Annotated in this window: 16 protein-coding genes and 1 tRNA gene; 4 read left to right on the top strand and 13 right to left on the bottom strand. The window is 54.1% G+C overall.

What is annotated here, in order from left to right; genetic code table 11:
- Positions 1-366: 366 nt before the first annotated feature.
- From RIB44_02480 to pilM, 3 genes are all read right to left on the bottom strand, one after another.
- The gene (locus RIB44_02480; GenBank protein ID MEQ8615438.1) at positions 367-2,493 is read right to left on the bottom strand and encodes a hypothetical protein; all 2,127 of its coding nucleotides are present in this window, start codon (positions 2,491-2,493) and stop codon (positions 367-369) included.
- A gap of 46 nt (positions 2,494-2,539) precedes the next feature.
- Entirely contained in the window at positions 2,540-3,976 is a 1,437-nt protein-coding gene (locus RIB44_02475; GenBank protein MEQ8615437.1) for a hypothetical protein, read from the bottom strand.
- 61 nt (positions 3,977-4,037) lie between these two features.
- On the bottom strand, positions 4,038-6,200 hold the full coding sequence (pilM, locus tag RIB44_02470) for a type IV pilus assembly protein PilM (GenBank protein ID MEQ8615436.1): 2,163 nt from the start codon (positions 6,198-6,200) through the stop codon (positions 4,038-4,040).
- A 454-nt stretch (positions 6,201-6,654) separates the two neighbouring features.
- On the opposite strand from pilM, the gene cmk reads away from it, so the two are divergent.
- Positions 6,655-7,326, top strand: a complete 672-nt coding sequence (gene cmk / locus RIB44_02465) for a (d)CMP kinase (protein MEQ8615435.1) — start codon at positions 6,655-6,657, stop codon at positions 7,324-7,326.
- A 141-nt stretch (positions 7,327-7,467) separates the two neighbouring features.
- A complete protein-coding gene (locus tag RIB44_02460) occupies positions 7,468-8,814 on the top strand; it encodes a PQQ-binding-like beta-propeller repeat protein (GenBank protein MEQ8615434.1) in 1,347 nt (448 codons plus the stop codon).
- Here the strand turns inward: RIB44_02460 and RIB44_02455 are convergent.
- The 10 genes from RIB44_02455 to RIB44_02410 form a co-directional block, all read right to left on the bottom strand.
- On the bottom strand, positions 8,801-9,217 hold the full coding sequence (locus RIB44_02455; protein ID MEQ8615433.1) for a hypothetical protein: 417 nt from the start codon (positions 9,215-9,217) through the stop codon (positions 8,801-8,803). The genes RIB44_02460 and RIB44_02455 overlap by 14 nt on opposite strands.
- A 65-nt stretch (positions 9,218-9,282) precedes the next feature.
- Entirely contained in the window at positions 9,283-9,468 is a 186-nt protein-coding gene (locus RIB44_02450) for a hypothetical protein (protein MEQ8615432.1), read from the bottom strand.
- A complete protein-coding gene (locus tag RIB44_02445) occupies positions 9,461-12,778 on the bottom strand; it encodes a hypothetical protein (GenBank protein MEQ8615431.1) in 3,318 nt (1,105 codons plus the stop codon). Before RIB44_02445 ends, RIB44_02450 begins: the two co-directional genes overlap by 8 nt.
- 372 nt (positions 12,779-13,150) lie before the next feature.
- Positions 13,151-13,223 (bottom strand) — tRNA-Asn (locus RIB44_02440).
- 181 nt (positions 13,224-13,404) lie between these two features.
- Positions 13,405-13,845, bottom strand: a complete 441-nt coding sequence (locus RIB44_02435) for an ATP-binding protein (protein MEQ8615430.1) — start codon at positions 13,843-13,845, stop codon at positions 13,405-13,407.
- A 61-nt stretch (positions 13,846-13,906) separates the two neighbouring features.
- A complete protein-coding gene (locus tag RIB44_02430) occupies positions 13,907-14,260 on the bottom strand; it encodes an STAS domain-containing protein (protein ID MEQ8615429.1) in 354 nt (117 codons plus the stop codon).
- A gap of 157 nt (positions 14,261-14,417) precedes the next feature.
- Positions 14,418-14,903 carry a hypothetical protein gene (locus RIB44_02425; protein ID MEQ8615428.1) on the bottom strand — a complete coding sequence of 162 codons (486 nt, stop codon included), beginning with the start codon at positions 14,901-14,903 and terminating at the stop codon, positions 14,418-14,420.
- The gene (locus RIB44_02420) at positions 14,900-15,184 is read right to left on the bottom strand and encodes a hypothetical protein (protein ID MEQ8615427.1); all 285 of its coding nucleotides are present in this window, start codon (positions 15,182-15,184) and stop codon (positions 14,900-14,902) included. Before RIB44_02420 ends, RIB44_02425 begins: the two co-directional genes overlap by 4 nt.
- Positions 15,185-15,459: 275 nt before the next feature.
- Positions 15,460-15,759, bottom strand: coding sequence for a hypothetical protein (locus RIB44_02415; GenBank protein ID MEQ8615426.1), 300 nt, complete (start codon positions 15,757-15,759; stop codon positions 15,460-15,462).
- 177 nt (positions 15,760-15,936) lie between these two features.
- Positions 15,937-16,617: a DUF1990 domain-containing protein gene (locus RIB44_02410; GenBank protein MEQ8615425.1), complete on the bottom strand. Its 681-nt coding sequence runs from the start codon at positions 16,615-16,617 to the stop codon at positions 15,937-15,939.
- 541 nt (positions 16,618-17,158) lie between these two features.
- Here RIB44_02410 and RIB44_02405 point away from each other — a divergent pair.
- Together RIB44_02405 and RIB44_02400 are read left to right on the top strand one after the other, a co-directional pair.
- On the top strand, positions 17,159-18,421 hold the full coding sequence (locus tag RIB44_02405; GenBank protein MEQ8615424.1) for an efflux RND transporter periplasmic adaptor subunit: 1,263 nt from the start codon (positions 17,159-17,161) through the stop codon (positions 18,419-18,421).
- A 112-nt stretch (positions 18,422-18,533) separates the two neighbouring features.
- A complete protein-coding gene (locus RIB44_02400) occupies positions 18,534-19,754 on the top strand; it encodes an FtsX-like permease family protein (GenBank protein ID MEQ8615423.1) in 1,221 nt (406 codons plus the stop codon).
- Positions 19,755-19,762: the final 8 nt, after the last annotated feature.

Below are 19,762 nucleotides of genomic sequence, written 5' to 3'. Positions count from 1 at the left end.
GCCAAATCCTTTTGGCCGAATAGGACGTCCTGAGCGGAATCAATTACTAGTTTCCGTTTGAAGCATCCACTGCAACTCACAAGAAAACCTTGTGAATTAGGCTGAACGCCCCAAACCACCCGCAGTTGTGAGCCTGCCTCGAAGCATTTTCGGGGCAGATTCCTACGAGAAGGGTGGGATAATTACTAGCCAGCCGAAGAGCGGTCAAGGCCAGTCGCTAGACTCAAATAGAAAAATCCAAGGAACCGCCCAAACGCTAGCAATGCAGACAGGACAGAATCGCTTGATCAAGGCGAGCCCAAAAGAAAACACACGGTGGGTGCAAGCACCCACCGTGTGAAGCTATTCAATCGGTTCGATTCGTGGCTAAAACTCACCCCCGCCGTACTCGCCACCGAATTCACCACCATACTCGCCGCCGTAGCCGCCACCGCCGCGCCCTTGTGACGATTCTTTCGATTCCAAGATCTCGTTGAATTCCTCAACGGGTTCGAGATCGTCGAGTTCGCTCTGACGGATGAGCCTTCCTGAGGCGTCCATAAACAGAGCGCGCGTCGGCTGGGTCAGCTTGTCGTTCTTCTTGGTGAAGGGTTCACCACCGTAGAAGTCGACGAGCGTCATCCCCGTGTAGAACGGAAACTTCGGCTCTTTCTCACCCTCTTCGAGCTGGAACTTTGAAGCCCAGATCACCTCTGCATTGTCCAGCACGTTGATCACGCTTCCGCGGCGGAACCACTTCGAGACGGCCACTTCTGCGGCGTACTTTGTATCGAGCGCTTTGACAATGAGCTTCGCTTCCGGCTCGTCGCTATAGTTGCTCTTGTTTGCCTCTTCACCACCAGCGACAAAAATCAAACCCGGCAGCGGGACGCTGGCAACAGGGCTCGGCTCGCTCCACTCGGTCAGGCGGAATCGACGGGCACCCTTCGACAACGCCTTACGACGTTCCGTAACGGTCTTGTCGAGCAATCGCTCGGGGCGATCATCGTTGACGTCATAAAGGGCAAACTTCACACGGTAGCGGTACCGCCGCCCAGGGACGACCGTATTGTCGAAGTATCGGAACAGCAGATCCGAGGTCTTTTGATCCCACACAAACTGTGGCAACTCTTGCGGCCCGGCAGAGGTTGGCGGGCCGCCACCATATTCACCCCCGAACTCGCCTCCGTAGCCACCTCCGAATTCACCTCCGTAACCTCCGCCATACTCGCCTCCACCCCCAAATTCACCTCCATAGCCCCCGCCATACTCGCCACCACCACCATACTCACCGCCGAATTCACCACCGTAACCACCTCGACCATACTCACCGCCCCCATAGGCGCCACGACCCTTCTTCCGTTTCGACTTGTCAACGATTGGCTTCCCGAAGGCATCAAGTTCGACCTCGCCTTCTTCCGCATTCGATTCAGCATCGGCACTTTCTTCGATGATGGGCTCGAGGCTCGGCAAAGGTAAGTCAGAATGGGTTACGTCCTCGCCCCAACTGCGGACCGCCATCGGAGGTAACGGGTGGGTCAGCATCGGGTGCACATAACGCTTGTCAGCAACTTCCTGTTGTCGAGCATTACGCGGCCATTCCTTTTGGATTTCCAGAATGTAAGCATCGCTAACCGTTTCTAGGTCTTGCCATTCGCCTGTTTTGCCGTTGATCACCTCGGCTCGCTGAACCTTGTAGCCGTAGTATTGGGGTGCATCCAACTTCTCTGAATAACCGCGGGCATTCTGCAAGGCATCGCGATAGAGTTGCATTTGTGTTTCATAAGGTACTTTTGCCAGCACGGTAACCCAGGAAGTTTCTTTAATGGTTTCGAAGCCCTGAACCTGACCACCGCGGGGACGCACCACAATGGCCCCATCGGGATCGGTCGAGGCTCTTCCAGAGGCACCATAACCGCCGCCTCCATACTCACCCCCAAATTCTCCGCCGTAGCCGCCTCCCCCATACTCACCCCCACCACGCGGACTCTTCTTTGCGTCCCGATCCGCTTTCTCTTTAGCACGCTCCTTCTCGCGTATCTCTTCCTTGGCCTTGTTCCAGGCTTCAATCCGGCGTCGCAGGATTTCGTCTTCGTCGGCTGAAGCCCACAAGCCTGAGCCTGCATTCACCTCCAAATCGATAGGGGCCAACAAGGTTGGGTCCATCCGATAACCGACAGCCGCTAACACCGGACGCTCTAAAGGGTGCTTGAACTTAGGAAATGCGGAGGCAGATATCTTATCCATCACGCCCGAGCTCTGAGGGACGGCGCTCGCTTCGAGCCGCTCCCCGGGGTCGAACGACTCCCAGCTCATGTTCTGAACGTGTTGGTCTGCCCGTCGAGAATTGCTCTCAAGCTTGTCAGGGTAGTTCGCTTCCGGGAGCCGCTCACGGCCCATTGAGGACCAGACGAGCATCCCCGCGCAGGCGAGGATTCCTAGCATGACGATTTTCTCGCCGTGCTTGAGTAACAGTCGGACGATCGCATTGCCGCTTTTCAGTTGTTTACTCATCTTGAAACTCTCATTCCGAATTTGGGGAGTTACCTCTGACCTAAAACTATTTCAACGTCGTCTCAGCAGCAGCCGTGGATAGGTCTTCCTCTTCCTCGCCTCCGACGCTTGGAATCTCTTCCTGCTGCGGAGGGAAATAGATCGAGACCACACCTTCGATTTCAACGGTCGACAGATCACGCAGCCCACCTTTATAGCTGCTCTGACCCCGGCCGCCATACTCGCCCCCTCCGCCGCGGGCTCCAGAAGTCCCGCCAAAACCTTCACCCGATTGATCCTGGTTGACGCGTAACCGAGTGACTTCTACTGGAAGAGTCGCATTGGCACATTCGACCAACACCTTGGGGATCCAACGCTCGTCCATTTCTAAGACCATCCGCACAGGTAATCGGCGGTAGGTCTTTCCAAGTTCACTTGGCTCAGAGGCTTCAATCGGGGTACCCGTTTCATCAACGTAACGTCCCGACAGTAACGTCGAGTCATCGGCACCCGCTCCGCCACGCCCGTATTCACCGCCAAATTCTCCGCCGTAACCACCACCATACTCACCGCCGAACTCGCCGCCACCATAACCTCCTGCTTCACCGCCGCCATAGCCTCCGCCGTACTCACCGCCAAACTCACCGCCTCCACCGGCTGAGGGGGCGACCGGCATGAGAATACCTCCCTGAGTTCCTTTGCTTGAGGCAGCCTCCTTGCCCACCTTTAGAGTCAAGATAGCACGAATTGCCGTATTGTCGGGACGATTGGCACCTTTGGCTTGGTTGGTATTGGCCACGACCTTCAATAGTGTTTGATAAACCCACAGATCTTCTTGAGTGACCCAAATCTGGCGGGATGAAGGGGCTTTCTCGAAATCCATCTTGTTAGCGACTTCTTGCTGATCGACCCAGCGGACGAGGTAGTCATCGTCTTCTTCGTCGGGTGAGCTTGGCGTGTAGCTGGCCCCGCCACCATACTCTCCACCGCCGTATTCGCCGCCGCCATACTCACCTCCACCACCTCTTGAGCCAGTGCTACTACGCTCGTCCTTCGCCTTGACGATGGTCAGCAGGTCATCAAAGTTCTCTTTGATGTAGTTGAAGTAAACATTACGAGAGGTTCGCGAGATGCTATCGTCGAACTGCTTGTTGCTAATCTCGTTGACAAACCTCGCTTTGAGATCTTCCTCAGGCCAGATGAGGGCTTCTTCTTTTTGCTTCTCGTAGAGTGTTTCCCACAGTTTGAGAACACGCTTTCGGAGTATCTGGGCCTGCTTGCGATCTTTCTCATTAACCTCAGGATTCCCGTGAAACTGGGTCGAGTTGATCTGCTGGATTTTCTGAAAGCCACCCTTCACTTTCGTGATCTCTGCTTGGTACTGCTTATCGATATCACTAGCCGCAAGCATCCAGCATAGTGAAGCGACGATCAGCGCTGTGATGCTCAGCACCCAGAACCGCTGCTGCCACATGACTCGAAAGAAAGCTCTTATTTGATCCATAGCTAATACACTCTTGGTTTTCTGCTCTTTGAGATAAATACGATCTGCAAGAACTCACAACCTAGTTCGCTGCAACTTCGTCTAACTCCGCAGCGGCCTCAGCCTCAGCTGCTTCCTGTTCTTCAATCTCACGCTGCTTGCGAATCTCCTCTCGCTCAGCCCGTGTCTTGGGGGTCCAAGCAAACTGCAGGATAAAATCGTAACGCTGCAGTTCGATATCTTTGGAGACTTCTTCTCCTTCTTCATCCTCATCTTCTGTGGTAGCCGTGGTCCTACGAGGCTTGCCGCCGGGACCAAGCAGCGCTTCGTCTGGGTTTTTGAGTTCCTTGATCAGGCGTTTTTGATGCGAGACGAAGGGGTAGCTGATTCCAAGATCAGCAATGGGGACATCGATCTCTTCTCCGCCGGGGCCGTCGGGTAGCTTCACGGTGGCTTCTTCCAAGTTCTTCACGAACGTCTCATTCACAAAGTCGAGAAGCTGAAGACCATCGCGCTTATTGTGGTAGTGATAGCAAGTAAGTTGGACGACCCAGCCAGAGCCCTCCAAGGTACTACCGGCAGACTCTTCGTCGTCGTAGCCAAGGTCTTCCTCGACCGCTTCCTCTTCTGAGTCACCCGCCTCCTCAGCGTCCGCCTCGCCAGAACGAGCATCTTTGTAGACTTCCTCAACGTTGGCGTACCACTCAGCGTTAATATCCTCGAAGAACTGTTGATCCATCGCTTTGATGTGGATCTCTTGACGTGACATGATGTCGTCAGCGGTCTCTTTTCGCTCTTCGACTGGCCGTTTGTCACGTGGCAAGGCGGCATTGATGGCCTTCGTTAACTCGAGCCATGCCAAGCGTCCTTCAACATTGCTGACCAGGTCATCGTTAAGCGTCTGAATCTCCTCAAACGCGGTACGTGTTGCACTGCGTTCACTCTCAAACCCACCCGCCTTCTGAGCGACTCGATCCGCGTCGCCCAACGCTTTGGTCATGGCGTCGGTTTTTGTCTCTGCCCATGCGGAGACGTGCGTAAAGTAGTTAAACGTCAATCCAGCGAGAATTGCGGCGGCGCCAGCAACCATCCAAGGTTTCTTGGCCCGGATAAGACGCGTCCGCACGATTTCTTCGGGCAGCAGATTGGTCCCGATCTCTGCTTTGTTCATTGCCTGAACGCACAGACCATAGGCGGGAGCAAACGAGAGAATATTCTCTTTGTAAGTCGCCGTGCCAGAGACGCTGCCCGCAGAGAGGTTTGCAAACTCCTCGACGGCGTTGACCGGCTGTTCAAGGTTCTGGGCCAAATAGCGTTGCAAGCCGGGTAGCTTGACGGCATTACCCAGAGCAATCACGTCCCCAATTTTGGCAGACTTGTCGATGCTCTTAAAATACCCGAGCGAGCGCTGGATCTCAGCCAGCAGGTCACTAAACACGGGCCGCATCGCTTGGAAGACGGCTTTCGGATCGTCCGCCTTCGTCGCGTTGCGTTTCATGTGCTCCGCTTTTGCGAAGGTGAGCTTCAATTCCTTACTTAAAGCGCGCGTGAAGTGGCTTCCGCCAATGGGGATATTCCGTTGCCAAACCCGATAGCCATTTGTTACCACAAGGTCAGTAGTATCAGTACCGATCGCAATCACCACCGTCGAGGGTGGTGGGTCCTCGGGGTTGTAGGACTGGCTGCGGAGGTCTCCGAGCCGATCGAAGCAAACGTAATTGTAAACGGCCAAGGGCGCGAGCTGGATGTAGTCAACATCGATACCCGCTTCTTCAAGCGGCTTAAGCGCGCGAGCCACTTGATCTCGCTTCATGGCGAACAGGCCGACCTCAGGCTCCAAAGCAAAGCCATCTTCCTCGCTGCCACCAGTGAGCTGCTGATAGTCCCAAACCACATCTTCCAATGAGAATGGAATCTGTTGGCGTGCTTCGTACTTGACGATGTCAGGAATCTTTTTCGATTCCACAGGGGGCAATTTGATGAATCTTGCCAAGCCGCTCTGGCCGGGAACGGAGATCGCGACCTGATCGCCGGCCAGATCGTTTCGCGAAAGAAACTGCTCGAGCGCATCCTTCACCAACGCTTCAGCATCCGCCTCAGGCTGAGTGAGAATCTTCTCGTATTCGATGAAGTCGAAAGACTCCACGACGAGCTGCTGCTCCTCAGTTTCGTGAGGACGGCACTTCAACGCCTTTAGCGCTGTTTGCCCTATGTCAATTCCCCAGACCGCGTTGCCCTTGGCCATCTTAGATTTCCTCTGTTCCGACGACGTATCGATTCAACAGACCATTGAGCGGCGCAAACGTCTTCGTCCAAGACCTTCGATGCCGACTCACAGTCGGTGGCTTCCGTTACTTGCCGGTAGCGATTGGAAGATGAGCCTATGCTACCGCCCCCCGTGCCTCTGCTTCTCTCTTAGAGAATTATCGAGATTGGGGCTGGACTGTCAAATTTTCCCAGGACTTCGGCAAGTAGCTCCATTCTAGTCAAGAAACGACCAATGTATAGAATCGGCTTCGAGTTACGTCACAAGTCGTCAGACACAAAGGTGCCGCTTGCAGGCGGGCCGGTTTCCGCCGATAAAGGGCTATCAACGCGACGTAACGCCTGTGTAACGAGGCGGCTTCCGTCCGACACCTCTCAAAAGCGTTCGTGACGACCGCTTACCGCCCCTGCCGACTGTCCCCCTCAGAATCCGCATGATCGTTACCATCGACGGGCCGGCTGGCTCTGGGAAAAGCACTGCTGCAGCTGACCTGGCACGTCGACTCGGCTTCCGCTTCCTCGACACGGGGGCCATGTACCGAGCCATCACCCTAGCCGCCCATGAAAAAGGAATCGATCTCGCAGACGAAACCGCCCTCGCACAAGTCGCCCTGGCGGTCGAGCTTCAGCTCGACGGAACCAAAGTCCTGCTCGACGGCAAAGACGTCACTAAAGAAATCCGAACCTTCGAAATCACCTCTCTAGTGCGTCACGCGGCAGACAATCTCGCTGTGCGCGAGCACCTCACCAAATTACAACGTGAATTCGCCGAACAAGCGGCCGTAGCTGGGAGCGGTATTGTCACTGAAGGACGCGACCAAGCAACCGTGGTCTTCCCAGATGCCGAGTGCAAAATCTTTCTTACCGCCAGCGAAACAGCACGAGCCCAGCGACGGTACGAGGATCTACTCAGCCGTGGTGAGCAAGTCGACTACGAAGGAGTTCTGGAAAAACAACGTCGCCGGGACGAACAAGACTGCCAGCGCAAATACGGCGGTCTCGCTTTGGCAGAGGATTCGATTACCGTCATGACCGATGGGCTGACGCCAGAAGAAGTTGTCGCCAAGTTGGAAGAAATCATTCGCCTGCGGCAAAACCAAGATTAGAAATAGTTCGGGTATCGGGTGGCTGGGGACGAGCCCCGCGAGCCCCCAGTCGCTTAAATCCTCTGTGTTATTCTACTGGGGGCAGCCTCAAGCTGTCCCCAGCCACCCGTTGCAGTGCATCTGATTTTGAAAGCACTTTCCATGAAATCCCTAGCTATCTTTTTCGTTCTCTTCGCTTCATCAGCTTCTGCTAACGAACCTTACTGGCCCGAATTCCGCGGCCCCACCGGCCAAGGCATCGCCGCAGACGAGTCTACCCCCCTGACCTGGAGTGAAACCGAGAACGTCCGTTTCAAAACCGCTATCCCCGGTCGCGGATGGTCCTCGCCCGTCGTCTTGGGCAATCATATATGGATGACGACCGCCGTCGAAACTCCTGGCGACCCCACGGAACTTCAAGAAGCTGCGAAGCAACACAAGTCGATCGGTAGTGACTTAGAACTCTCGGGTCGCCTTTCACTCCGAGCCGTCTGCGTTGATCGTCAAACCGGCGAGCTGCTTCACAATGTCGAACTCATCGAGGTTGCCCAACCGAAGGCGATCCATTCCCTAAACAGTTACGCCTCACCAACCCCCGTTATCGAGCCGGGCAGACTCTACTGCCACTTTGGAAGGTACGGCACGGTTTGCCTCAACACGGAAGACCTCAGCATCCTTTGGAAAAAGGCCTTCGAAATCGAACACTTCGTCGGGCCAGGCAGCTCGCCCGTTGTGTGCGACGATCTGTTGATCCTCACCTGTGACGGTGCCGACAAGCAGTTCATCGTCGCGGTCGATAAGCTCTCTGGCGAAATCGCCTGGAACGTTGACCGCCCACCGATTCGCGATCAAGAACCCGACTTCAGAAAGTCCTACTGCACGCCCTTGGTTATCGACCACCACGGAAAGAAACAGATCGTCATCACGGGCGCGCAGTGGTTCGTTTCCTACGCCCCTAAAGATGGGAGCGAAATCTGGCGCGTCGACCACGGGCACGGCTTCTCCGTCGTGCCACGACCGGTTGCTGATGAACAAACCATCTACTGCCCTTCCGGATTCACCGGGAAGGGGATCTTCGCCATCCGCACCGATGGCCAAGGGGACGTAACCGACTCGCACGTTCTATGGAAGAACCAGCGCAAAGCGCCAACTCAATCTTCGCCCCTACTTCATAACGACCGCATCTATACTGTGACCGACATGGGCGTCGCCCAATGCCTCAGCGCCGAAACCGGGGAACCACTTTGGTCGAAGCGACTAGGTGGCGGCTACTCCGCTTCGCCACTTCTCGTTGGCGACGCGATCTACTTCTTCAGCCGCGAAGGAGAGACCACAGTCTTCTCTACCGAAAACAAACCGAAAGTACTCGCTCGCAACCAACTCGACGGTCAGCACATGGCTTCACCCGCGGTCGCTGAAGGGGAACTCATCGTGCGGACCGATACGCATCTGTACGCGATTCACGAAGTAAAGGCAGGCCAGACCGAGAAGGCTGCTATTCCGCAGTAATCTCCACGGAAACTTCAGCGGTCTCGCGACTTGCCGACTGCAATCGCACCACGGCTTCTTTATCTGCGGGCACTTTCACGTCGAAAGCAATCACCTCGGCCGCCTCCTCGACCCCCAGCAGGTTTTCAGGCGGCTTGCCGAGCGTAATCATCCGCTCAATCGCCTGTTCGTCTGCCTTGAGATAGACATGCAAGTCAATCGACCCACCCGTCGAAGTCGCCGCAACCTTGATCGTGCGTTCCTTCCCCACGGCATCAACCGTGATCGCCACGATCTCGCCCACTTCCAAGGTTACCGTGCGTTTGTCGGACAGGCTGGGGCCACAGCCGAGGGCAAACGGTAACAAAGCAACGAGCAAGCAAAAGGGTTTCATCAGAACCTCAGCAAGCAGATAGGATTTCATTGCAGGATTCTATCATCAGAAAACGATCAAGTTGACAAAGCTACCCGGACTTCGACTAGCGGTTCTCAGGTGGTCGTCTTCGCAGGCTGCATGAGTCGTTCGATCGCCGCGCGGATTTTTTCCTGCCAGTCCTCTTTGGTCGCCCAGACGAAAGCCAGATGCTCGGGCGCTTTCGCCTCCCACATTTGGCCGACTTGGCGTTTTTTCTCTTCTTCGGGATTGCCCGCTTGTTGTCCCTTGTACTCAACCACCAAAAACTTTTCGTTGATCAGCCCGAACTCTCAGGCCAGATAGAGCTGCTAAAGTGAAGAAAGCGGCAAGAGAAGCATGTGGCTCGGGCACTAACGTAACTGTCAGCGTAACGTTACTCGCAAAGTAGCTAGATGCTTGATTCTCTTGAGTGTAGAGCCCGTAGCTGAAGGGCGAACCGTCTTCGAGAAGCCCCGAGAGTATCACGTCTCGTTCTGCAAGCACCAGTTTCTGTCGGTATGCCAGTGAATGGATGGGGACGCCATTTAGTTGGAAATGGCTGCCGCTAATGTTGATGGTGGCCCCAGAAAGGGCGAAGATATCGTCTTCCAAATGCCCTCCTGAAATATTTACGGTGCTGTTTCGGTCGGCTATGAATCTGGGGCCAATACTGCCTCCAGAGATGTTGACTTCACTACCAGACTTTGCTTGAAAATACTCGACAACCCTACCGCCAGTTATATTCACAACGGTGTTCCAATGAGCAGAAAACCCCTCTTCGACTATCCCTCCTGAGATATAGACTTCGCTACCATCATCGGCTTGAAAATAGGGTTCCACGACCCCGCCCATAATATTCACTTCGCTGCCGTAAGCCATGAATTGTCGGCCAAGAGTGCCGCCTACAACATTGACGATACTAGCTGAATCTGCCTCGCCACGAGCTTCAGTAACTCCCCCGTATATATTCATCACGCTTCCGAATATCTTGAACACCCGCCCGATAGTGCCGCCAGAAATGGTAACTTCGCTTTCTGGCAGTATGTGAAACGACGCGCCAACGCTGCCGCCTGATATGGTCACCTTGGAGCGGACTACCTCAAGCCGCTCTACTAGACCTGCCTCGACATTGAGCGTTGCATCAACGGCTGCAAAGTTGTTTCCTAAGACCCCACCTTCTTTCACCGTAAGCGTTTGTCCAGCTCGCAAACCATTCGGAGCATCTGTTCCGTCAATAATCATTGGAGACATATCCACTGGCGGAACACTAGTATTGACCAAGTTCGTATCATAGAGATAGTCGATGAAAGAAGTGAATGAATTTTGGGCACCCGAGAATATAAAGGGGGAGCCATCTTCTAATGTACCGGTCAAGATGTCATGGTGCGTTTGAGTGATCGTAGAATCACTAAGTGGAATTCCGTTTAGCACGAATTCGCCACCAAGAATTGTTGCACTCCCTGGTTGAAATTTACGTCCTACTGTTCCACCAGATAGTCGAACGGTATCTCGGGAACCCGAGAACGCATCACCAACTGTGCCGCCAGATATGGCAACCGAGCTGCCAATCTCCGCCAGGAAAGCTCCGCCCACTACGCCGCCGGAGATGTTCACATTACTGCCCGATCCTGCAACATAGTAATCTCCAACGAATCCCCCTGAGATTTCGATTTCGCTATCGTAGCTTTTTGAATGGTCCCCCACTTTCCCCGAGGATACATGGACCTCACTGCCTCCAAAGGCGCTGAACCCTAGCGCGACATTTCCACCAGCTATCTCTAACTTAGACTCTACTACTTCTAGCCTTTCCGCTGTGCCTCCGTGAATCTTGAGGGTCGCCCCTACTGCGGCGAAGTTCTTATGGAGAATTCCCTCGCTGTCCAAAGTAAGGTTTTGCCCACGCCGTAACCCATTGGGACCAACTCCACGACTAATAGTTATCGGCGTCATGTCAGCTGGCGGGATAGGGGTTATGACAAAGCCAACACTGCTAATGTCGTCAGAGTTGTACTCAGAGAATATGAACGGCGATCCGTCCTTCAGCGTGCCCGTGAGAGTGCCATATCGGGGCGTATAGAGGCTATCCCTGGTAGGAGGTTCGCCATTAATCAGAAAGTTGTCCCCATAGAGTACGCCGCGGACCCGAGCTTGCTGACCAAACGTCCCTCCAGATACCTGCGTGTTGGTTATGAGTCTAGATTTATCTCCTATGAAACCGCCCGATATTGATACCTGGCTACCCGGTCCTGCAAGAAATTCATCGCCGATTTCGCCGCCTGAGATTTCTATCACTGTATCAGCCTCAACGTTGAGTTTATTGCCGATCTTCCCTCCAGTGATGCTCACTACGCTACCTGATTGAACGCTTAGTCGCTCGCCAATAGAACCGCCAGACATATTCAGCTTGCTTCCGTTTTCAATGTCCGACGAATCTCCGATGCTGCCAGAGGAAATGTTCACAATGCTTCCTTGCGATTTGAAACGAGCCCCTATAGTTCCTCCGGAAAGATTTACTTCGCTACCGTAGGAGGCATACAGAAAACTGCCGACGTTTCCTCCAAGTATATCCAAACGAGTTCCCGTAACCTCCATCCAATCAGCAGTGCCCCCGTTAACCATGATTTTCGCATTAGTTGCCGAAAAATCCCTTGGCAAGACTCCTCCTTCCGCGAGCATAAGACTCTGGCCAGGTCTTAATCCAGCGGGAGCATTGTTGCTGCTTACAGCTATGGGAACCGTGCTTAGAGTTGGTAGGGGCCTGGAAACGAGGCTGACTGCGTTAAGCCTGTCCGAGAAGTTTCCTAACTGAGAAAAGATGAAGGGGGAACCATCCTCCAGCGTCCCGCTCAACACGTCTAAACTTGAAAGAGTAATCTGTGTGGAAGCCGGGGTCCGACCGTTTATCAGAAACTCTCCTCCGAAAAGATTCACAGCGCTGTCAGTGGACGCATAAAACTTCCTGGAAAAAGTCCCTCCGGAAATGTTTACCTCGCTGTCCGTTTGAGCATAGAATCCCAGACCAAAATTGCCCCCTGAGATGTTTACGCGACTTCCTCTATGGGCCTCAAAATCGTCTCCAAAATCTCCGCCTGATAAGGTTACCTTGCTCCCGGTAAAGGCTTGAAAATCGTTGTCAAACTCACCGTTGGAAACGCTTACGAAGCTCCCAGGTCTAGCAGAAAAAGATCCTCCGAAAGTCCCTCCCGAAATGTTCATCTCAACGGTTCTCTCCGAAGAAGTTGGGACTCCACCGGCGCGAACGGAACGACCGAGCGTTCCGCCGGAGATGTTTATCACGCTGCCGTAGTTTGCAGTAAAGAAATCGTCTACCGCACCTCCCGAGATATTAACTTCGACATTGGTGCTAGACCCATCATTATTCCCTGCGTCGAAACGCTTGCCGATAACGCCACCAGCGCGTAGGTATAAAGTTGTGTCAGAGCCAATAGACGCCGAATCGCCTATTGAAGCTATATCCTCGGGCACACTGAGGACACCCGAAGGCAGGGTCTGAGCATTCAAATTGCTATTCAATAGTGAGAGAACCAAAATAGCTAGAACACAAAATACGTTGAGAATTCCCTTGCCCATTTCACTGTTTTCCTATTGAAAACTTGCCTTTGGGCCCCGACTTAAAGTCTGACCGTCTACCTCCAAGTAGAGAATCAATAACGTAAGGATTTATTGAGAATAGAAATAGGCGAGATTATGCCAGTCTCAAGACATAGCACCGCTCTATCCCGTCGCCCAGAGATATTCGGACAGCACTTAATTCGCTGCGCTTAAGGAAGTACGCGGAATTGATACGATCTTAGGCGGAGAAGAACCTGAAAGAGTTACCGAGCAGTGGCCAGTGATAAGTAACGACCTGAGAGACCCTGCAGGGGAGCGAAATAACGGCTGGTTTTAATAGCGTTTTGCAGAAGCTGGCACCGTCCTGCGATTTCTCGCAGAACGGCCTAGCTCCCCCGGTAGGACTCGAACCTACGACAAAGCGGTTAACAGCCGCTTGCTCTACCAACTGAGCTACAGGGGATCGGATTGTTTTCTACTGCAGACAAAGCGGTTAGTCCAGACGCGTCGGGACTTGCCCAAGTTTTGAAATCATGGACAACTGAGCTACAGGGGAATATCCTCTCAGACCTCTAAAAATACTCCACAAAACGGACCAGAGCAAGGGTGAGTCGGTTCGCGAAGGTCCCGCTAGAAATCGGCTATCAGGCCGACTTTGGCTGCTCCCCCCGCTCTTTCACGAGCGTTACGCAATTGCCGCAGTCGTTATATTCCATTCGCGTCATGTAAGCCTTGATTAGAGCCAACCCCCTGCCTCCTGGCACTTCGAGGCGGTCTTCTTCTCGGCAATCGGGGACATCGTCGGGGCAGAAGCCGTCGCCCTCGTCGCAGATTTTTGCCCAGAACTCGTTCGGGCTAATTCGGCACTCGACTTCGACTTTTTTGCCAGCATCTTCTTTGTTGCCGTGGCGGATAGCATTGCTGATGGATTCTTCGAGGGCCATGTGGATGGCAAACAAGTCGGGCGTGCCGGGCCAGCCCAGGGCCTCTAACTCATCAAGCACCTTTTGCACGAACCCGTGATAGCTATCAAGGGAACTTGGCAAAGTTGTTTGCAGCGTTCGTGCGTCGTGTTCCGCGGACATGGAGATCGCAAGCGATTTCGAATCGTGAGGTGCCAACCTGGGAGAATACAGACTTCAGATTCTAGAGAACTGCCAGTCCATCCGCTTCGGTATCTTTGATTTCGAACAACTTGTCGAGATTCGTGATTGCAAAGACTTGGAAAATCTCGGGGGAGATATTCGTCAGCACGAGCCGTGCGCCAGATCGCTTGGCCTTCTTTTCGAAAGTGATCAACTTGCCTAGTGCTGCGCTGGAAAGGAACTCGACGTCGGCAAAGTTTAGGAGAAGTTTTTCCTTGTTATCCCGCTCGATCAGGTCGAAGAGTTCGGAACCTAACTCCTGAATCGCTTCGGGGTCGATGATCTTCGAATCCTTGAACCGCACGACCGTTACGGACGCAGACTCGCTAACCTCAATTCGTTTCGTGGTTGCCATAACTCGCTTCGTTTCCGCTATTGTTGAAGGGATGTTCCGGGGCCTATGAACGTACCTAATTCTAGCGAATCACCATCGACTAGGCGAGAAGTGATCTTCACAGCTGAGAAAAGGGAAGTGGCCTGAAACGGGGGCTCGAAATGACACGAGAGCGAGACTACGGAATCACGGACTCGCTGGACGGCGTAATGACCCTAGCCTTGTAGACGGCCCTGGTAATGAGCAGGTGATTCTTCCCACCAAACTCGGTCACGATTCCGCTGACGCTCCACCACATGGTTTCCGGCTTGTCAGCTGTTTTGAGCGTTTCAAGAATCCGTTGCAAATTCAGATTCGGCAGGCTGCCGAACACCAAGCCATCTTCGGTACGGAAAGTGGCCGATTGGCTCTTGTGCTCGAAACGCCCCAGTCGGCTTTCGATTTTGGTCCCTTCTCGTAGGCGAAACGATTTGCCACTGTTATTGCTGTCCGTGCCCGCTTGACTAACTTCTGATCGCAAGCTTTCTGTCGAAGGTCCGGTCTTCCCTTGAACCTGCGCAGCGGGGGGCCAGCTTAGCAGGAGGACCAACATCCCCAGCAGCACCAATGCTGTTCGCCCAGGGGGAAAGTACGCCAGGTGTTTCTTATTTACAAGGATCATCATCCACCCGGCTTTCTCATCGCAAGGCTCTGCAACACGAAGACGGCGCCGACCGAAATCGTACACCAACCGAGCCAATCGGGTGGCCGTACAACTTTCTGCGGCGAAGCGCCCATGTCGGTCGCCAGATTGAAATTCGCCGCATCAGCATCGGAGCCGGCACGCTCAGCGAGAAACTGCGTCGTCTCTGAGTTGAGCACGTACTCCGTCACCATGCGGAACTGGATGCCCAACAGCAAGACGAAGATTCCGATAAAGAACCACTGATTACGATTGAATTCCACGGTACCTGCCTAACAAAGATCGCTGGGGAGGAAAGCGAATCGCGACTCGATGACCACGCCGCTAGGCTGCACGTCTCCTCGGAGCGCATGCCAGCGCGACAGACGAAACGGTCGCTAAGAGAATTATCGAATCCTTGAGCCGAAGAAAACCAACAACTCGATTCACGTGACTGTTGCGCGAATTCTGACGCAGCGAACGTCGGTAAGGAAGAACCCGTTATTTACGGCAAGCATGAGAAGTTCCGCAGAGACTAGTCGTGCTAGTCCGTGCGGTTCTAGCGATTCTGCGGATCGCCCAGCAACCGATCAATGCCGTTTTGGAGTGCGCCGTCGATCGCCGAGTTCATCAGATCTTCTTGTCCCGATTCAAACAAGGCTGCTGCAAGCTTGGGATGATTCGCCCAATCACGAGGCCCAAACTGACGGATATCGACGTAGGTAGCGGCCAAAGAAGTTTCCGCCTTAGGGACGAGGTGCATTCCATCCTGTGCCCTGAGCAAGTGGTAGTGCAACGCCATGTAGAGCAACGCACCGCCAACCACCATTCCCATGATAAAAGCAGAGAGTCGTTTCATGGCTAGCAGGCCCCGTTCCTAAAAACCCGTTCCTAAAGAGACTTCCCTAGAAAAAACCTCGATCACCTCAATACAGGCATCTCTTGTACGATAGTGTGTCGAATCTCGCACCGAGAGTACAGGTCAGATACGCCAGGCAACGACGAAGTGTTCGCTAACGAAGCTCGCCAATACGGCCTACTGACGGTTTGAGAACACTATCGGCGAGCCTTTCGCCGCAGACCGGGTAGTCGCTGCCCCGTGCTGGGGTCCTGCCTTTTCCACGGCGGCAACCATTCGAGACATCGACTCGGCAAAGAATCGCTTTTGGAATCGACGGACCAGCGGATAGGCAATCTTTGCTAGCCAATGTTGAGGCTTAGAAAACGCACGAATCTCATACCAAACTTGATCTTTCGCGTCGCGAACGATCAAAAATCGTTCCTGCCCGCATTCAACATGTCCAGGCAGCGTTGCATAGACAAAACCGAAGGACTGGAGGCAGTGCCCAGTTGCCGACAACGGGGCGGGGTATTGCTGATCGAAAGTTTCGACGACCCGGCAAGCGCTCTTCCAATACACCCCGTGAGCCTTCGCGACAATCATCACGACGGCACCAGCCTGCAGAATCGGCCGGTGAGGTACGAGCTTTATCCATCCCTGCGGGTACATTTCCCAACGCCGGAGTGCATCGCAAGCGTGCTGAAAAGCCTGTTCACCGCTCCCAAGAAATACCCGATTATCATCCAGCACAAACCCCTCAGGCGGTTGCTTGTCTAAGGGGGACGACTCGAAATAAGAAACGGGCTGGTCAGCCTGCTGCGTGAAAAACTCTCGAATCTGCTTATCGCTCGGCGGTTTTAGTGACCAGAGTCGCATCTTGAATTGCTTGAGAGTGATTGTGCAGAAGTCAGGTGGACATAACCGGTTGCGAACACCCAATACCGGATCGTAGCCACACTAGAGACCGCTCCGCATCTGACGCTTTAACCCGATCAGCGTGAGAGCGGCGATTCCCAATGAGCCGACCGTTCATAACGAAGTTGACGGTTGCGAATGGCTGTACCAGTTTTGCGGCAAATAGCAGGCACAAGCCTCAACTGAGATATTCGCAACTATCTCGCTGAGCAAGCCGAAACTGCGTTTAAGTGACGATGCGCCTAAGACTTGCGTCACGGTCGTTTGCTTGACATGTCGGCTAGGTCTGCTCATTCTAGACGGAGTAGTTAATTTAGGGTGGGAAAGTCCTTCGGTGGGCCTGCGCATACCCTAAATTTGTGGATCGGCAGCATTTGTAGGCAGGCCGATCATCAATCAGCACCGGCTAGGAAGTTTGTCGTCACAGCCAATTATCATCTCAGCGATCGCAATAAGAATGACGCCTCTTAGCTTTCCATACTGCCTGCGATCCTGCGTCTGCGTGCTATCTTTTGCCCTGTTCTTAGGAACAGGCTGCGATCAGACAACCAAGGCTCCCCCAAAGACCAGTGGGGCAACCTCCCCCGGGCCACGCGAAGTCGTCGCTCTCGGGAGACTTCAACCGGCGGGCGGAATCATCTCCATTAGTGCAATCCCCGGTGAACAGGTCATTGAATATGCCGAAGGTGTCCAGGAAGGCAAAACGGTTGAGCCCGGTAGCCGCCTTGCCTCACTCTCAAGCGATTCACTAGGTGAGAAACAACTTGAAGCCCTCCGCAAGAAGCAGGAGGTAACTTCCAAGAAACATGAGTACGACAAGTCCGCTGCCATGCTTCAAGTGCAGCAAGCAAAAGCGAGCAAAGCAGAGGCCGAGGCGAAGCTGGATGAGATAGCGGCACAGCGGATCAAACTCGGCGGATTAGAGAAAGCAGTCGAGATCGCCAAGCTCGATGTCCAGCTTCTCAGTAACTTGCAGCAGGAAGATCCTGAACTCGTCACGGATCACGAACTCAAGCGAAAAGAAAATGAAGTCGCCCGCGCTGAATCGGAGTACTTATCGCTTTCCTACAGTTTGAACGCTGCCGAGAAAGCCGCTAACGCTGCGATCAAAGCTGCAGAGGAAAGTCTCAAGATCGCTGAAAGCAATATTGAGCAGCTCGCAGGAATGAATCCGGCTGATGTGGTAAAGCTCGAAATCGAGGTCACTGAGGAAACGTTGCGGAAGTCTGAGTTGCGTGCCCCAGGCAATCCGGGTGACCCGCCGCTCACAGTTCTCAAAAAACATGTTGACGAAGGCGAATTCATTACGCAGTTGCCTGTCTTGCAAGTCGCCGACCTGAGCCAAATGGTGTGCATCGCCGAAGTCTACGAAGGCGACCGCACCCAGATCAAGGAAGGTCAGCGCGTGGTGATCCGAAGCGCTTCGTTTGGGAAAGAGTTTAAGGACGGACTCGAAGGCAAAGTTGATCTGATCAGTTCCATGATCGGCAACCCGGAACTCACCAACCGGAATCCGCTGGCCCCCAGCGACCGATCGGTTGTCGATGTCCGGATCGTTCTAGATCCCAAGGTCGAGGACGAGGCGAAAAAGAAGCAACTCCTGGAAGCCATGACCGCCGAAGCTGCCGACCGTATCGGCTTGCAGGTCACCGTCGAGTTCCAAGCCCTAGAGCAAAACGAAAAGACTGCCTCGACGGAAACCAAGGACGAAACTGAAAGCGAAGAATCGAAAAGCGACGAATCAAAAAACACTGCCGTTTCCTGACAACCAAAGCCCTCCCCGCTTCGCGTCTTCTCACGAAAGTCACGCCCCCAGGAACTCAAAAGACTCGCCTTCATGCTGCGTCGCTTCCAGTCAGCACCATAGGAATGAACTCATGGTGAAAACTCCGCTGGCCTGGAAAAACCTCGTCCACAACAAAGTCCGCACTGCCGTTGCGCTGGCAGGCGTTGGCTTTGCCGTCATTCTGATGTTCATGCAATTGGGCTTCTTGGGCGCAGTCCGAAAAACCGCCACCCAGATCTACGATGAGCTTGAGTTCGATCTCATGCTCCGCTCACCAACCTACTTTCACCTGACTGATCCGCGCACTTTCCCCCGCGAACGAATCTACCAAGCCGCCTCGCTGCCTGAAGTTGAGGACGCGAAGGCGTTCTACCTCGGCCTGACCGAATGGCAAGCTCCGCAGCCAGAGAACACCAAGCCGAAAGACTACAAAGGCGAATGGCGAGGCATCATCTGCATGGGCACCGATCCGGCCAACCCCGCCTTCAGGCCCGCGGAGATTCGAGAAAAAGTCAGACAGCTCACCGACAGTCGCTTCCTGCTCATCGATCGCAAAACCAAGGACGACTTTGGCCCCCGCGACGGAGTGCAATTCGGCCCCCAAGACATCGGCGTGAAAACGGTCCTGGGCAAGGAACGATTCAAGATCGTTGAAACCTTCGAGCTGGGCACCGGCCTGGCCGCCAACGGAGCTTGCATCACTAACCCCGATGGGTTTGCCAAAGCCTGCTACTGGCAACCGCTGCAACAAGTCAACTTCGGGCTCGTGTCCGTCGCCGAAGGGGCTAACCTAGCTAGCGTACAGGCGGAGTTGCAACAACTACTCGGTCCGATCCAAGAAAACGGCCCACCGACGGCGATCCCCGCCGACGTCGAGGTCCTCACCCGCGACGAAGTCAAGCTCCGCGAAGAGAAACGCTGGGTCGAAGAAATGCCCTTGGGGCAGATATTCAAGCTGGGTGTGTGGGTAGCGTTATTTGTCGGTGTGGCGATCGTCTATCAGGTGCTCTCGACCGATATCGCCAACATGATGGGCGAGTACGCCACGCTCAAGGCGATGGGCTACACCAACGGCTACCTCACCTCGGTCGTCCTCCATCAGTCCGTGCTACTTGCCTTGATCGGTTACATCCCCTCGATCTTTATCTCCTGGGGACTCTACCACCTGGTGACTTACTACTCCGGGATGCCGATGGCAATGAGTCTTGGAATCGCCTCGATCGTCCTCGGCTTGGCCGTCGTCATGTGCGTCGTCTCAGGCCTGGCGGCACTGAGAAAGTTATTCCAAGCCGACCCGGCTGATCTGTTCTAACCGCACTC

This window comes from Lacipirellulaceae bacterium, assembly GCA_040218535.1.
Classification (GTDB): domain Bacteria; phylum Planctomycetota; class Planctomycetia; order Pirellulales; family Lacipirellulaceae; genus Adhaeretor.
The sequence above is the reverse complement of the archived record's forward strand: the minus strand, read 5'-3'. Positions and strand labels throughout refer to the sequence as shown.

Excerpts from the sequence above, each read along its gene's own strand:
- RIB44_02480 (MEQ8615438.1), bottom strand. The coding sequence starts at position 2,493 with ATGAGTAAACAACTGAAAAGCGGCAATGCGATCGTCCGACTGTTACTC.
- RIB44_02475 (MEQ8615437.1), bottom strand. The coding sequence starts at position 3,976 with ATGGATCAAATAAGAGCTTTCTTTCGAGTCATGTGGCAGCAGCGGTTC.
- pilM (MEQ8615436.1), bottom strand. The coding sequence starts at position 6,200 with ATGGCCAAGGGCAACGCGGTCTGGGGAATTGACATAGGGCAAACAGCG.
- cmk (MEQ8615435.1), top strand. The coding sequence starts at position 6,655 with ATGATCGTTACCATCGACGGGCCGGCTGGCTCTGGGAAAAGCACTGCT.
- RIB44_02460 (MEQ8615434.1), top strand. The coding sequence starts at position 7,468 with ATGAAATCCCTAGCTATCTTTTTCGTTCTCTTCGCTTCATCAGCTTCT.
- RIB44_02455 (MEQ8615433.1), bottom strand. The coding sequence starts at position 9,217 with ATGAAATCCTATCTGCTTGCTGAGGTTCTGATGAAACCCTTTTGCTTG.
- RIB44_02445 (MEQ8615431.1), bottom strand. The coding sequence starts at position 12,778 with ATGGGCAAGGGAATTCTCAACGTATTTTGTGTTCTAGCTATTTTGGTT.
- RIB44_02435 (MEQ8615430.1), bottom strand. The coding sequence starts at position 13,845 with ATGTCCGCGGAACACGACGCACGAACGCTGCAAACAACTTTGCCAAGT.
- RIB44_02430 (MEQ8615429.1), bottom strand. The coding sequence starts at position 14,260 with ATGGCAACCACGAAACGAATTGAGGTTAGCGAGTCTGCGTCCGTAACG.
- RIB44_02425 (MEQ8615428.1), bottom strand. The coding sequence starts at position 14,903 with ATGATGATCCTTGTAAATAAGAAACACCTGGCGTACTTTCCCCCTGGG.
- RIB44_02415 (MEQ8615426.1), bottom strand. The coding sequence starts at position 15,759 with ATGAAACGACTCTCTGCTTTTATCATGGGAATGGTGGTTGGCGGTGCG.
- RIB44_02410 (MEQ8615425.1), bottom strand. The coding sequence starts at position 16,617 with ATGCGACTCTGGTCACTAAAACCGCCGAGCGATAAGCAGATTCGAGAG.
- RIB44_02400 (MEQ8615423.1), top strand. The coding sequence starts at position 18,534 with ATGGTGAAAACTCCGCTGGCCTGGAAAAACCTCGTCCACAACAAAGTC.